The sequence below is a fragment of the Pseudomonas abietaniphila genome (assembly GCF_900100795.1).
In the GTDB taxonomy this organism is placed as follows: domain Bacteria; phylum Pseudomonadota; class Gammaproteobacteria; order Pseudomonadales; family Pseudomonadaceae; genus Aquipseudomonas; species Aquipseudomonas abietaniphila.
On the sequence record NZ_FNCO01000008.1, the window covers coordinates 220,199 to 233,246 of the forward strand.

General features: G+C 61.0%; 11 protein-coding genes. 2 read left to right on the top strand and 9 right to left on the bottom strand.

All coding sequences use genetic code 11. The annotated features are described in order from the left end of the window. Positions 1 to 35 precede the first annotated feature (35 nt). From rlmF to BLS87_RS17185, 5 genes are all read right to left on the bottom strand, one after another. Positions 36 to 1,061 (bottom strand): 23S rRNA (adenine(1618)-N(6))-methyltransferase RlmF, encoded by a 1,026-nt coding sequence (rlmF, locus tag BLS87_RS17165; protein ID WP_074753770.1) that lies wholly within the window; start codon positions 1,059 to 1,061, stop codon positions 36 to 38. Positions 1,062 to 1,230: 169 nt separating this feature from the next. After that, the gene (locus tag BLS87_RS17170) at positions 1,231 to 4,077 is read right to left on the bottom strand and encodes a valine--tRNA ligase (RefSeq protein WP_074753772.1); all 2,847 of its coding nucleotides are present in this window, start codon (positions 4,075 to 4,077) and stop codon (positions 1,231 to 1,233) included. A gap of 136 nt (positions 4,078 to 4,213) precedes the next feature. Beyond that, the gene (locus BLS87_RS17175; protein ID WP_074753774.1) at positions 4,214 to 4,651 is read right to left on the bottom strand and encodes a DNA polymerase III subunit chi; all 438 of its coding nucleotides are present in this window, start codon (positions 4,649 to 4,651) and stop codon (positions 4,214 to 4,216) included. 7 nt (positions 4,652 to 4,658) lie between these two features. Next, the gene (locus BLS87_RS17180) at positions 4,659 to 5,087 is read right to left on the bottom strand and encodes a DNA polymerase III subunit chi (protein ID WP_074753776.1); all 429 of its coding nucleotides are present in this window, start codon (positions 5,085 to 5,087) and stop codon (positions 4,659 to 4,661) included. A 72-nt stretch (positions 5,088 to 5,159) separates the two neighbouring features. Beyond that, entirely contained in the window at positions 5,160 to 6,647 is a 1,488-nt protein-coding gene (locus BLS87_RS17185) for a leucyl aminopeptidase (RefSeq protein ID WP_074753777.1), read from the bottom strand. Positions 6,648 to 6,966: 319 nt separating this feature from the next. On the opposite strand from BLS87_RS17185, the gene lptF reads away from it, so the two are divergent. Together lptF and lptG are read left to right on the top strand one after the other, a co-directional pair. After that, complete coding sequence (lptF, locus tag BLS87_RS17190; RefSeq protein WP_074753779.1) at positions 6,967 to 8,085, top strand: LPS export ABC transporter permease LptF; 1,119 nt, start codon at positions 6,967 to 6,969, stop codon at positions 8,083 to 8,085. Then, positions 8,078 to 9,139 carry an LPS export ABC transporter permease LptG gene (lptG, locus tag BLS87_RS17195; RefSeq protein WP_074753781.1) on the top strand — a complete coding sequence of 354 codons (1,062 nt, stop codon included), beginning with the start codon at positions 8,078 to 8,080 and terminating at the stop codon, positions 9,137 to 9,139. The genes lptF and lptG overlap by 8 nt, the downstream gene beginning before the upstream one ends. A gap of 49 nt (positions 9,140 to 9,188) precedes the next feature. On the opposite strand, the gene BLS87_RS17200 is transcribed toward lptG, so the two are convergent. The 4 genes from BLS87_RS17200 to BLS87_RS17215 form a co-directional block, all read right to left on the bottom strand. Beyond that, entirely contained in the window at positions 9,189 to 9,677 is a 489-nt protein-coding gene (locus tag BLS87_RS17200; protein WP_074753783.1) for an RDD family protein, read from the bottom strand. Positions 9,678 to 9,773: 96 nt separating this feature from the next. Beyond that, positions 9,774 to 9,986 (bottom strand): cold-shock protein, encoded by a 213-nt coding sequence (locus tag BLS87_RS17205; RefSeq protein WP_010220199.1) that lies wholly within the window; start codon positions 9,984 to 9,986, stop codon positions 9,774 to 9,776. Between the two features lie 393 nt (positions 9,987 to 10,379). After that, the gene (gene gcvT, locus BLS87_RS17210) at positions 10,380 to 11,501 is read right to left on the bottom strand and encodes a glycine cleavage system aminomethyltransferase GcvT (RefSeq protein ID WP_074753785.1); all 1,122 of its coding nucleotides are present in this window, start codon (positions 11,499 to 11,501) and stop codon (positions 10,380 to 10,382) included. Positions 11,502 to 11,571: 70 nt separating this feature from the next. Next, positions 11,572 to 12,948: an L-serine ammonia-lyase gene (locus BLS87_RS17215; protein WP_074753787.1), complete on the bottom strand. Its 1,377-nt coding sequence runs from the start codon at positions 12,946 to 12,948 to the stop codon at positions 11,572 to 11,574. Positions 12,949 to 13,048: the final 100 nt, after the last annotated feature.

Below are 13,048 nucleotides of genomic sequence, written 5' to 3' on the forward strand. Positions count from 1 at the left end.
GGAATTCAGCGATCGGAGCGCGCTGCTTGCGCGGGTCAGTGGGCGCCGCCCCAACGATCCGCCCGCCATGCCGTTTGCTGCGACTTGTCCTGAAACGTCCAGGCGACGAAGCGGCTCTGTTTCTGGCCTTGGGACATCTCCACAACTCGGCTCTCGACCGCTCCCACCTTCTTCAGCGTGCTTTGAATCAACGGCAGATTAGAGGCCTTGGACACCAGTGTGCTGAACCACAGCACTTGGGTCGGCATCAGTGCGCTCTCGCTGATCAGTTGCGTCACGAAACGCGATTCGCCCCCTTCGCACCACAACTCAGCCGCTTGACCGCCGAAGTTCAGCACGGGCAGTTTGCGTTTGGGATCGGCCTTGCCCAGCGCGCGCCATTTGCGTTGGCTACCCCGCAGTGCTTCGTCGGCCGAGGCATGGAAGGGCGGGTTGCACAGCGTGATGTCGAAGCGCTCGTCCGCGTGCAGCAGGTCCACCAGGATGAGCTTGCGATTGTGTTGCTGGCGCAGGCTGATCGCCTTGCCCAGGTTGTTCGCCTTGACGATGGTGGTCGCCGAGGCGAGGGCGATCTTGTCGATGTCCGACCCTACAAAGTGCCAGCCGTAATCGCAGTGCCCGATCAGCGGGTACACGCAGTTGGCCCCAGTGCCGATGTCCAGCGCCTTGACCGCTGCGCCACGGGGAATCACGCCCTCGTTGTGTTCAGCGAGCAGGTCGGCCAGAAAATGCACGTAATCGGCGCGACCGGGAATTGGCGGGCACAGGTAATCCGCCGGGATGTCCCAATGCGCGATGCCATAGAAGGCCTTGAGCAACGCCCGGTTGAACACCCGCACGGCGGCCGGGTTGGCGAAGTCGATGCTTTCCTTCCCGTACGGGTTGGTGATCACGAACGTGCCCAGCTCCGGGCTGCCCTTGATCAGGCGAGGAAAGTCGTAATGGCCCTGATGGCGATTGCGCGGGTGCAGGCTGGCCTTCTCACGCGGCTCGGCAGGCGGCTTTATCGGCTGCGGCTTGGGTTTCTTTCGCGGCTGTTTGGGTGACTCGGGTTTATTCATTACGCAGGTTTCCGGTCAAAACACAAAACCCTGTAGGAGCGCGCTTGCCCGCGATTGCGGTGTGTCAGCCACCACCAACGGCGCAGACATCAAGCAATCGCGGGCAAGCGCGCTCCTACAGGGTTCAGGATTCAGCCAGCCCGGTATCAGGCTGGCTGACTTTTTTCACTTACAAACTGGAAATACGAGCGTGCTGCTCAGCCAGCTTGCCCAGTGCCTGTTCGGCCTCGGTCAGCTTGGCGCGTTCCTTGGCGATCACCTCAGGCGGTGCCTTGTCGACGAACGCGGCGTTGGACAGCTTGCCGCCCACGCGTTGCACTTCGCCTTGCAGGCGCTGGATTTCCTTGTCCAGACGCGCGAGCTCGGCGCCTTTGTCGATCAGGCCGGCCATCGGCACCAGCACTTCCATCTCGCCGACCAGTGCGGTCGCCGACAACGGGGCTTCAGCCCCTGCCGCCAGTACCGTGAACGACTCGATCTTGGCCAGCTTCTTCAGCAGGTGCTCGTTCTCGTCCAGGCGACGCTGGTCTTCAGCGCCGACGTTCTTGAGGAACAATTGCAGAGGCTTGCCCGGGCCGATGTTCATTTCGCCGCGAATATTGCGCACGCCGAGCATCACGCCTTTGAGCCACTCGATATCGCCTTCGGCGGCCGCGTCGATGCGCGACTCGTTCGCCACCGGCCACGGTTGCAGCATGATGGTCTTGCCTTCGATACCGGCCAGCGGCGCCAGGCGCTGCCAGATTTCTTCGGTAATGAACGGCATGAACGGATGCGCCAGACGCAGCGCCACTTCCAGAACGCGAACCAGCGTGCGACGGGTCCCGCGCTGACGTTCGATCGGCGCGTTTTCGTCCCACAGCACTGGCTTGGAGAGTTCCAGGTACCAGTCGCAATACTGGTTCCAGATGAACTCGTACAGCACTTGAGCGGCGAGGTCGAAACGGAACTGATCGAGCTGACGGGTCACTTCGGCTTCGGTGCGCTGCAATTGCGAAATGATCCAGCGATCAGGCAGCGACAGCTCGAAGGCTTCGCCGTTCTGGCCGCAGTCTTCGCCCTTGTCCAGCACGTAGCGCGCGGCGTTCCAGATCTTGTTACAGAAGTTGCGGTAGCCCTCGACGCGGCCCATGTCGAACTTGATGTCGCGACCGGTGGACGCCAGTGAGCAGAAGGTGAAGCGCAGGGCATCGGTGCCATAACTGGCGATACCGTCGGCGAATTCGTCGCGCGTCTGCTTCTCGATCTTCTTCGCCAGCTTGGGCTGCATCATGCCCGAGGTGCGCTTCTGCACCAGGGCTTCAAGCTCGATGCCGTCGATGATGTCCAGCGGGTCCAGGACGTTGCCCTTGGACTTGGACATCTTCTGGCCCTGACCGTCGCGCACCAGACCGTGCACATAAACGGTCTTGAACGGAACCTGCGCGGTGCCGTCTTCGTTCTTCACCAAATGCATGGTGAGCATGATCATCCGGGCAACCCAGAAGAAAATGATGTCGAAGCCGGTGACCAGCACGTCGGTCGGGTGGAAGGTCTTCAGGAAATCGGTCTGCTCAGGCCAGCCCAGGGTGGAGAAGGTCCACAGGCCCGAACTGAACCAGGTGTCGAGTACGTCGTTGTCCTGCTGCAACGCAACGTCCGGCCCCAGATTGTGCTTGGCGCGCACCTCGACTTCGTCGCGACCGACATAGACCTTGCCCGACTCGTCGTACCAAGCCGGAATGCGGTGGCCCCACCAGAGCTGACGGCTGATGCACCAGTCCTGAATGTCGCGCATCCAGGAGAAGTACATGTTTTCGTATTGCTTGGGCACGAACGCGATGCGACCGTCTTCAACGGCGGCGATGGCAGGTTCGGCCAGCGGCTTGGTCGAAACGTACCACTGGTCGGTCAGCCACGGCTCGATGATGGTGCCGGAGCGGTCGCCTTTCGGGACTTTCAAAGCGTGGTCGTCAACGCTGACCAGCAAGCCAGCGGCATCGAACGCCTCGACGATCTGTTTACGCGCTTCAAAGCGGTCCAGGCCGGCGTATTGGGCAGGCAACGCACCGTCGATGGATTCATTCAGCGTGCCGTCGAGGTTGAACACCTGAGCGGCGGCCAGCACGTGAGCGTTCTTGTCGAAGATGTTCAGCAGCGGCAGGTTGTGGCGCTTGCCGACTTCATAGTCGTTGAAGTCGTGAGCCGGTGTGATCTTCACGCAGCCGGTGCCGAATTCCGGGTCGCAGTAATCGTCCGCGATGATCGGGATGCGACGGCCCACCAGTGGCAGCTCGACGAATTTGCCGATCAGCGCCTTGTAGCGCTCGTCGGAAGGGTTCACCGCAACGGCGGCGTCACCCAGCATGGTTTCCGGGCGCGTGGTGGCGACGATCAGGTAGTCCAGACCTTCGGCGGTCTTGGCGCCGTCCGCCAGTGGATAGCGCAGGTTCCACAGATGGCCTTTCTCGTCGTGGTTTTCCACTTCGAGGTCGGAGATCGCGGTGTGCAGCTTGGTGTCCCAGTTGACCAGACGCTTGCCGCGGTAAATCAGGCCGTCTTCATGCAGGCGCACGAAGGCTTCTTTCACGGCTTCGGACAGGCCGTCGTCCATGGTGAAGCGCTCACGGCTCCAGTCAACGGACGAGCCCAGACGGCGGATCTGACGGCTGATGTTGCCACCGGACTGATCCTTCCACTCCCAGACTTTCTCCAGGAATTTCTCGCGACCCAGATCGTGGCGGTTCTGGCCCTGTGCTTCGAGCTGACGCTCTACCAGCATCTGGGTAGCGATGCCAGCGTGGTCGGTGCCCGGCTGCCACAGGGTGTTACGGCCCTGCATACGGCGGAAACGGATCAGGGCGTCCATGATCGCGTTGTTGAAACCATGGCCCATGTGCAGGCTGCCGGTCACGTTCGGCGGCGGAATCATGATGGTGTACGAGTCGCCCGCGCCTTGCGGAGCGAAATAATTCTCGGACTCCCAGGTCTGGTACCAGGAAGTTTCGATGGCGTGCGGCTGGTAGGTCTTGTCCATGCGCGGCGGGAACCTGATCTGCTTTCAGTCGGAAAAGCCGGGAAGTATAGCTTTTCACGGCCGCTGCAAGCTACAAGCTATAAGACGCAAGCTTATGAGTGGTCGCAAGGCAGGGCGGGATCCTGTGTAGGCGATGTCAGTTGTTGTATTGGCTCAACAACCGTTCCAGCCGCGCATCCAGTCGCCGTTTGATTTCGTTTTCGATGTGCGGGGCGAAGTCGTCGATGACGTCCTGCATGATCAACTGCGCGGCCGCGCGCAGTTCGCTGTCCAGGTGCAGCAGGTCGTCCGGGTTGGGCGTGCTGGCCTGAGGTTCTGGCTGAGCGGGTGATGGGGCCGCAGGCGCTGCCTTGGCGACGGGTTCGGGCGTCAGCGTCGGGATATCGTGATCCCGCTCGTCGGCAGACACGACCTGGCCGCTGACCACGTCGAACAGCAAGGGAATCTGGCCTTCGGTGGCGACGGTGTCGGTCAGCAAGGGCGGTTGCAAGCCGTCGTCGCCGAGCAGCTGGCGGATCGACTCGAGGTCATCCAGCAGGTGGGCGGAGTCTTTCAGGTTTTTTGAATTATCCATCGTGTGCTCAAAGACGCTGCAGTCGGTGATCCTGCAGAGGATAGCCCTGTTCACGGTAGAAGCGAAAACTCTCTCGAGCCGCCAGCCGGATGGCAGGGTCTTCCACCACGATCTCCGCGATGCGCGCGAATCGTTCGAAGAATTCGGGGATGCGCAGGTCGAGATTGACCAGCAAATCCTGATGAGTGCCTGGGTCGGTTCCGATGCCCAGCGCCACGGGTGCGTCGCTGTCGTCTTCTACAGGACCATGGGGCACGAACGTCTCGCCCTTGAAACGCCATAAGCGGGCGTCCAGCTCCTCGCGTTGCTGCGCGTCAGTGCAATGCAGGTAGACGCGATGCCCAAGGCGCCAGGCCTTGTCGGTGAGCTTGCAGGCGAAGTCCAGACGCGCGACTGGATCGGCGCTGGGGAGAATGTAGAAATCGACTTGAGTCATGGGCCTTCCAAAGCGTGAAACGAACCGGGCCCTTCGTTAAAACGAGAAGGGCCCAGTGCGTTTCGGAGCGTCTTACACGCCCGCGCGGTCGAGCAGGTATTGGGTCAGCAGCGGAACCGGACGCCCGGTGGCGCCTTTGTCCTTGCCGCTCAGCCACGCAGTGCCCGCGATGTCCAGGTGCGCCCACTCGTAGGCCTTGGCGAAGCGCGAAAGGAAGCACGCTGCGGTGATGGTGCCGCCTTTCGGGCCACCAATGTTGGCGATGTCGGCGAACGGGCTGTCCAGTTGCTCTTGGTACTCGTCGAACAGCGGCAGTTGCCAGGCACGGTCGTCAGCGCGTTTGCCGGCGTCCAGGACCTGGTCGATCAGCGTGTCGCTGTTGCCAAGCAGGCCGGTGGTGTGACCGCCCAGGGCAACGACGCAGGCGCCGGTCAGGGTCGCGATGTCGATCACGGCCTGTGGCTTGAAGCGTTCGGCATAGGTCAGCGCGTCGCACAGCACCAGACGGCCTTCCGCGTCGGTGTTGAGGATCTCGACGGTCTGGCCGCTCATGGTCTTGACGATATCGCCAGGACGGGTCGCGTTGCCGCTTGGCATGTTCTCAGCGGCCGCGACGATGCACACCAGGTTGATCGGCAGTTGCAAGGCCAGCACGGCGTTCAGGGTGCCGAAGACGCTGGCCGCGCCGCACATGTCGAACTTCATTTCGTCCATGCCCAGGCCTGGCTTGAGGCTGATGCCGCCGGTGTCGAAGGTGATGCCCTTGCCGACCAGCACGAACGGCTTCTCGGATTTCTTGCCGTTCATGTACTGCATCACGATCAGGCGTGGCGGCTGGGCGCTGCCCTGACCGACCGCCAGGAACGAGCCCATGCCCAGTTCAGCGATTTTTTTCTCGTCGAAGACTTCGACCTTCAGGCCTTTGTTGGCCTTGCCCAGTGCCTTGGCTTGTTCGCCCAGGTAAGTCGGGTGGCAGATGTTCGGCGGCATGTTGCCCAGATCGCGGGTAACGGCCATGCCGGCCGCGATGGCCTGAGCATGCTTGGCGGCGCGTTCGACGTCAGCGACGCTGGCCTTGGCGGTCAGCAGCGTCACTTTTTTCAGGGCGCGGGGGTCGACCTTCTGGCTCTTGAAGCGATCGAACACGTATTCGCCATCGGCCAGGGTTTCCACCAGCAGGCGCGCCTTGCCATACACGTCACGGTTTTTGACCGCCAGATGATCCAGCGCGAAGGCTGCGTCGGTGCCGCCCAGGCTTTTCAGGGTGTTCAGCACGCCGCTGACAATTTTGCGGAACTGGCGATCCGTCAATTCCGGGTCTTTACCGGTGCCCACCAGCAGGACGCGATCGGCCTTGAGGTTGGGCAGGCTGTGCAGCAGCAGGCTTTGGCCGACTTTGCCCGCCAGGTCGCCGCGCTTGAGTACTGCGCTGATCGCGCCGCCGCTCAGGGTGTCGACATTTTTTGCAGCATCGCTCAGCGTGCGGCCTTCACCGACGGCAACCACCAGGGTGGCGGTCTTCAAGGTTTCTGCACTGACGCTCTTAACAACCAATTCCATGTCGGGGTCCCCGAGTAAACTGTGGGTTATCGCAAAATGAGTACGCGGCGCGGCGCAAGTGGAGGTGTCTCGCATCGCCGTGCCAGCGGCAAGGCCCGCAGTTTGACCCTGCAAAAGGTCAGATGACAACCCCGCAGAGCACCCGTTTGGCACGCTCGTGTCAGCATCGGTTCAGCAAGTATCCCGCGCGCGCAGTGACAGACACACCCAATCACAGGATAATGCCGCATATTTTTTTGGTGGTTCGCCGTCGCGCGCATCATGGCTGATCCATTTCTTTGTCAGGCTGCCTGAGCGTGACAACCCTGGAGTGTCTGGTTTGATTGTCTTCCGTTACCTGTCCCGAGAAGTGCTGGTTACCTTGAGCGCTGTCAGCGCGGTGCTGCTGGTAATCATCATGAGTGGCCGTTTCATCAAATACCTCGCCCAGGCTGCCTCCGGCGCACTCGATCCGGGCGTGCTGTTTCTGATCATGGGCTTTCGTCTGCCAGGGTTCCTGCAACTGATTCTGCCGCTGGGCTTGTTCCTCGGCATTTTGCTGGCGTACGGGCGCCTTTACCTCGAAAGCGAAATGACCGTGCTGGCGGCGACGGGCATGAGCCAGCAGCGTCTGTTGTGGATGACGCTGGCGCCGGCCGCGCTGGTGTCGCTGCTGGTTGCGTGGCTGAGTTTCAGCCTCGCACCGCAGGGCGCCAATCAGTTTCAACTGCTGCTGAACAAGCAGGATGCCATGACCGAGTTCGACACCCTGGTCCCAGGCCGTTTTCAGCTGCTTCGCGACGGCAGCCGGGTCACGTACACCGAAACCATGACCGACGACCGGATCAATCTCGGTGGCGTGTTCATCTCCGAAAAGAAACTCGAAGAAAAGAAAGACCATGGGATCACCGTGCTAGTCGGGGAGAAGGGCAAGCAGGAAATCCGTCCTGACGGCAACCGTTATCTGATCCTGGAAAACGGCTATCGCTACGACGGTAATCCGGGACAGGCCGACTATCGCGTGATCAAGTACGACACCTACGGTGCGCTGTTACCCAAGCCCGACATCAGCGATGAAGTCACCGACCGCGACGCGATTCCGACCAGTGAGCTGCTCAACGGTGAGCCTTCACCGCGTAACTCCGCAGAACTGCAATGGCGTTTGTCGTTGCCGATCCTGGTCTTCATCGTGACGTTGATCGCCGTACCGCTGTCGCGCGTCAACCCGCGTCAGGGCCGGTTCCTTAAGCTGCTGCCCGCGATCCTTCTGTACATGGCCTACCTGACCATTCTGATTGCAGCCCGCAGCGCCCTGGAGAAGGGCAAGACACCGGCACTGCTGGGGCTGTGGTGGGTGCATGCGATATTTCTGCTGATTGGACTGGCGTTGGTGTATTGGGAGCCGTTGCGCTTGAAGATGGCGAGTCGCCGCAGCGTGTCGGAGGTGGCTCATGGTTAAGCTCGATCGCTACATCGGCAAAAGCGTCCTGTTTGCCATTCTTGGGGTTCTGGGCGTCATTCTGGGGCTGGCGTCGTTGTTTGCGTTCATCGATGAAATGAGCGAGATCAGCGACACCTACACCCTGATGGACGCCACCAGCTTTGTGGTGATGACCGCGCCGCGTCGTCTGTACGACATGCTACCGATGGCCGCGCTCATAGGCTGCCTGATCGGCCTGGGCGCTTTGGCAAGCAGCAGCGAGCTGACCATCATGCGTGCTGCCGGTGTTTCCATCGGCCGTATCGTCTGGGCCGTCATGAAACCGATGCTGGTGCTGATGATTGCCGGCCTGCTGATTGGCGAGTACGTCGCGCCCGTGACCGAAGCCTCGGCTCAGGCCGCGCGTTCGCTGGCTCAGGGTTCTGGAGACGCCCAAAGCGCCAGGCACGGTCTGTGGCACCGTCAGGGCGAGGAATTCATTCACATCAACACCGTCCAGCCGGATGGCTTGTTGTATGGCGTGACCCGCTACCGTTTCGATGATCAGCGTCACATGCTCAGCGCCAGCTTCGCCAAGCAGGCGAATTTCAAGACCGATTACTGGCTGCTGAAGGACGTCTCTACCACGCTGTTCCATGAAGGGCGCACCGAGGTGGTCACGGCGCCGGAAGAACGCTGGAACATTGCCCTCAGCCCGCAATTGCTGAGCACGGTGGTTCTGCCGCCGGAGTCGCTGTCGATGACCGGCCTTTACGGTTACGCGCGCTATCTGGCCGATCAGGGGCTGGCCAACGGTCGCTACTGGCTGGCGTTCTACACCAAGATCCTGCAGCCGCTGGTGACGGTGGCGCTGGTGCTGATGGCGATCTCGTTCATCTTCGGTCCGCTGCGTTCGGTGACGCTGGGGCAGCGTGTGTTCACGGGCGTGCTGGTGGGCTTCACCTTCCGCATTGCCCAGGACCTGCTCGGTCCGTCCAGCCTGGTGTTTGGCTTCTCGCCGCTGTTTGCGGTGCTGGTGCCGGCGGGTGTGTGTGCCCTGGCAGGCATCTGGTTGCTGCGCCGAGCGGGTTGATCGCCGCTGGCAATGGAAAAAGCCGACCTCAGGGTCGGCTTTTTTGTGGTCATTTTTTCTGTTTCGGAATCCGCACCAGCTGGGTGTCGGAGTACATGTCATGCCAGCTGCGTTTCTGCTTGTCGAACACGCTCCAGAAGAACCCGAGTCCAACGCACAGCCATGAGGCAATGGCGACAACAAAACGCAGCAGCGCCTGCCACAGGCTGATGCCGGTGCCGTCGGGGTTCTGCACGCGGATGCCCCAGACCTGCATGCCCAGGGTCTGGCCTGCGTGGGTCCAGAACTTGGCGAAGAAGGCGAACAGCGCAAACAGCAGGATGGTGGAGAGCAAAGGGTCGCCGTCCAGCGCGCCGGCCTCGGACAACTGGCGCAGTTTGGCTTCGCCGACAAAGGCCATCCAGATCAGCTTGTAAAGGAACGTGGTGACCATCAGCAGGGCGACGCACAGCAATGCGTCGTAGAAGATCGCAGCGAATCGTCGGCCCAGGCCAGCCGGAGGGAATTCGCCTTGTGGACGCAGCAGGTGTTTAGGCATGGACGGCGCTCGTCACGGTGGAGCTGGCAGTGTACGGAATCGCAGGCATAAAAAAGCCCCTGATGTCGCCATCAAGGGCTTTTATGCTTTCAGCTATCAGGCTTCAGCGATGACTTCGTCAGCTTGCATGCCTTTCTGGCCCTGCACAGCGATGAAGGTAACTTTCTGACCTTCTTTCAGGCTCTTGAAGCCGTTGCCCTGAATAGCGCGGAAGTGGACGAACAGATCCGGACCGCTCTCTGGAGTGATAAAACCAAAACCCTTCTCGTCGTTAAACCACTTAACGGTACCGCTCTGACGTTGAGACATTTTCTTATTCCTTGGAGCATAAATTAATGACAGTCCCTTTCACACGAAAGAGTACTGGGCTGGTTGCAGGAAGAAGAAACGTAGAGCGGGATGTAGCATTGCTTTTGGCGCTACTGCCCAGGTCACGATCCCAGCGACCCATGCAAACACAGTCGAGAAACTCTACGCTAACTCTCGCAGAAAAAACAAGCCCCGAATAAGCCCGGTTTCAGGGGGGTTCGCTGGTTTTTTGAAAACTTTAACCAGCGCCGGTCAATCGATAGTTTTTACTGTTTAAGGGTTTGAGGAAGTGCAGTTTTCTGACAGTTTCATTGCTGTTTCGAAAAGTAGCAAACTGCAGCACGGAAACAGTTTTTGCACTGTTGCAGTGCCGCAGTAGTTTTGACGCGAGGGTCAGCCGCGGAAGTAACGTGGTGCCACGAAAGGCATTTTGGTCACTCGCATCGGGACTTTCTTGCCGCGCACGATGGCCCAGACCGGGGTGTCCAGCGCAGTGAAAGCGGCATCCACGTAGCCCATGGCCAGAGGGGACCCGAGCGTCGGGCCGAAGCCGCCGCTGCAAACCGTGCCGATGATCGTGTCATTGGCGTCGACGATTTCTGCGCCTTCACGCACCGGGGTGCGCTCCTGCGGTAACAACCCGACACGCTTGCGCGCTGCACCGCTTTGGTGCTGAGCGAAGACGTGCTCGGCGCCAGGGAAACCACCGGCACGGGCGCCATCGGCACGACGCACTTTGGAAATCGCCCACAGCAAGCTGGCCTGGATCGGCGTGGTTTCGGTGTTCATGTCGTGGCCGTACAGGCAAAGGCCGGCTTCCAGGCGCAGCGAATCACGCGCGCCGAGGCCGATTGCCGCAACTTCAGGTTCAGCCAGCAGGCGACGGGCCAGCGCGTCGGCCTGGTCTGCAGGGACGGAGATTTCGTAGCCATCCTCGCCGGTGTAACCCGAGCGGCTGACGAAGCAGTCAATGCCGTCGATCTGCGTCGAGGTGTATTGCATGAAGGTCATGTGGGCGACGGCTGGCGCCAGACGAGCCAGTGCGGTCACGGCCTGAGGCCCTTGCAGGGCGAGCAGTGCGCGCTCTTCGAACAGGGGCTTGATCTCGCACTGGCTGCCGATGTGTTTTTGCAGGTGGGCGAGGTCTTCGTTCTTGCAGGCGGCGTTGACCACCAGCATCAACTGATCATTGCCCAGGTTGGCGACCATCAGGTCATCGAGAATGCCGCCTGTTTCGTTGGTGAACATGGCATAGCGTTGCATGCCCACCGGCAGGTCGATGATGTCCACAGGCACCAGGGTTTCCAGTGCCTTGGCGGCGCCCGGACCGGTCAGAAGGATCTGGCCCATGTGCGACACATCGAACAGGCCTGCCTGTTCGCGGGTGTGCAGATGCTCTTTCATCACGCCTAGCGGGTATTGCACAGGCATGTCGTAGCCCGCGAATTCAACCATCTTGGCGCCCAGTTCGCGATGCAGGGCGTTGAGTGGGGTTTTCAACAGTTCTGTGGACATCGATGACTCCTTGAATGCGTTTCCATGCTCCGGCCCAAGGGGCGCGTAGCGCGATGAATATAGGCTGATATCAGCACTCGATAATGTTCACGGCCAGCCCGCCACGGGCTGTTTCCTTGTATTTGCTTTTCATGTCGGCGCCGGTCTGGCGCATGGTGCGAATGACTTTGTCCAGCGAGACGAAATGCTGTCCGTCACCGCGCAGGGCCATGCGCACCGCATTGATGGCCTTGACCGAGCCCATGGCGTTGCGCTCGATGCAGGGCACCTGAACCAGGCCGCCAATCGGGTCGCAGGTCAGTCCGAGGTTGTGCTCCATGCCGATTTCCGCAGCGTTCTCCACCTGCTGCACGTTGCCGCCCAGCACCTCGCAGAGCGCGCCGGCCGCCATGGAGCAGGCCACCCCGACTTCGCCCTGACAGCCGACTTCCGCGCCTGAAATCGATGCATTCTCTTTATAAAGAATGCCGATGGCGGCAGCGGTCAGCAGAAAACGGATCACGCCGTCCTCGTTGGCCCCGGTGATGAAGCGCATGTAGTAATGCAACACCGCAGGGATGATCCCCGCCGCGCCGTTGGTGGGCGCTGTCACCACGCGTCCGCCATTGGCGTTTTCTTCGTTGACTGCCAAGGCGTACAGGTTGACCCAGTCCAGCACCGACAATGCATCGCGCAGTGCCGCTTCCGGGTTCTTGCAGAGCTGACGGTGCAGGGCTGCTGCACGCCGTTTGACCTTCAGGCCACCCGGCAGAATGCCTTCGTTGCGACAGCCTGCCTCGACGCAGTCCTGCATGACCTGCCAGATCTTCAACAGGCCTTCGCGGGTTTCGGCTTCGGGGCGCCAGGCCGTTTCGTTCGCCAGCATGATCTGGCTGACCGACAGGCCCGTGCTCGCGCAATGGGCCATCAACGCTTTGCCGGTCGTGAACGGGTAGGGCAGCGGCGTGCTGTCCTCGACGATGCGGTCGGCACCGGCCGCGTCCTCGTCCACCACAAAGCCGCCACCGACGGAGTAGTACTCGCGGCTGCGAATCTGCAGGCCTGCTTCGTCAAAGGCGCGGAAGATCATGCCGTTGGGGTGATAGGCCAGTGGCTTGCGGATCATCGCCAGGTGCTGCTTCTCGATGAACGTGATGCTGTGTTCGCCGAGCAGATTGATACGTTCGCTGCTGCGAATGCGCTGCAGGCGTTCGGCGACGTGTTCGGTGTCGACGGTGTCCGGGTGTTCGCCTTCCAGGCCCAGCAACACGGCCTTGTCGCTGCCGTGGCCTTTGCCGGTGGCGCCGAGCGAGCCGTAAAGCTCGACCTTGACGCAGGCGGTGGTGGAAAGGAGGTCGTCACGGCGCAGACCTTCGACGAACCGTGCGGCGGCACGCATCGGGCCCACGGTGTGAGAGCTGGAGGGACCAATGCCTATCTTGAACAGGTCGAACACGCTCAGGGACATGATTGGGCTCCGGGGAATTCTTATTATCGTGATGAATAAGGTCCCTGTAGGAGCCGGCTTGCTGGCGAATGGGTCAGGTCAGACAACCTTGAGATGTCTG

Bases quoted from the DNA above. Each gene is read 5' to 3' on its own strand.
- BLS87_RS17215 (WP_074753787.1), bottom strand. From the start codon at position 12,948: ATGTCCCTGAGCGTGTTCGACCTGTTCAAGATAGGCATTGGTCCCTCC.
- BLS87_RS17175 (WP_074753774.1), bottom strand. From the start codon at position 4,651: ATGGATAATTCAAAAAACCTGAAAGACTCCGCCCACCTGCTGGATGAC.
- BLS87_RS17200 (WP_074753783.1), bottom strand. From the start codon at position 9,677: ATGCCTAAACACCTGCTGCGTCCACAAGGCGAATTCCCTCCGGCTGGC.
- BLS87_RS17185 (WP_074753777.1), bottom strand. From the start codon at position 6,647: ATGGAATTGGTTGTTAAGAGCGTCAGTGCAGAAACCTTGAAGACCGCC.
- BLS87_RS17180 (WP_074753776.1), bottom strand. From the start codon at position 5,087: ATGACTCAAGTCGATTTCTACATTCTCCCCAGCGCCGATCCAGTCGCG.
- BLS87_RS17205 (WP_010220199.1), bottom strand. From the start codon at position 9,986: ATGTCTCAACGTCAGAGCGGTACCGTTAAGTGGTTTAACGACGAGAAG.
- gcvT (WP_074753785.1), bottom strand. From the start codon at position 11,501: ATGTCCACAGAACTGTTGAAAACCCCACTCAACGCCCTGCATCGCGAA.
- lptG (WP_074753781.1), top strand. From the start codon at position 8,078: ATGGTTAAGCTCGATCGCTACATCGGCAAAAGCGTCCTGTTTGCCATT.
- BLS87_RS17170 (WP_074753772.1), bottom strand. From the start codon at position 4,077: ATGGACAAGACCTACCAGCCGCACGCCATCGAAACTTCCTGGTACCAG.
- rlmF (WP_074753770.1), bottom strand. From the start codon at position 1,061: ATGAATAAACCCGAGTCACCCAAACAGCCGCGAAAGAAACCCAAGCCG.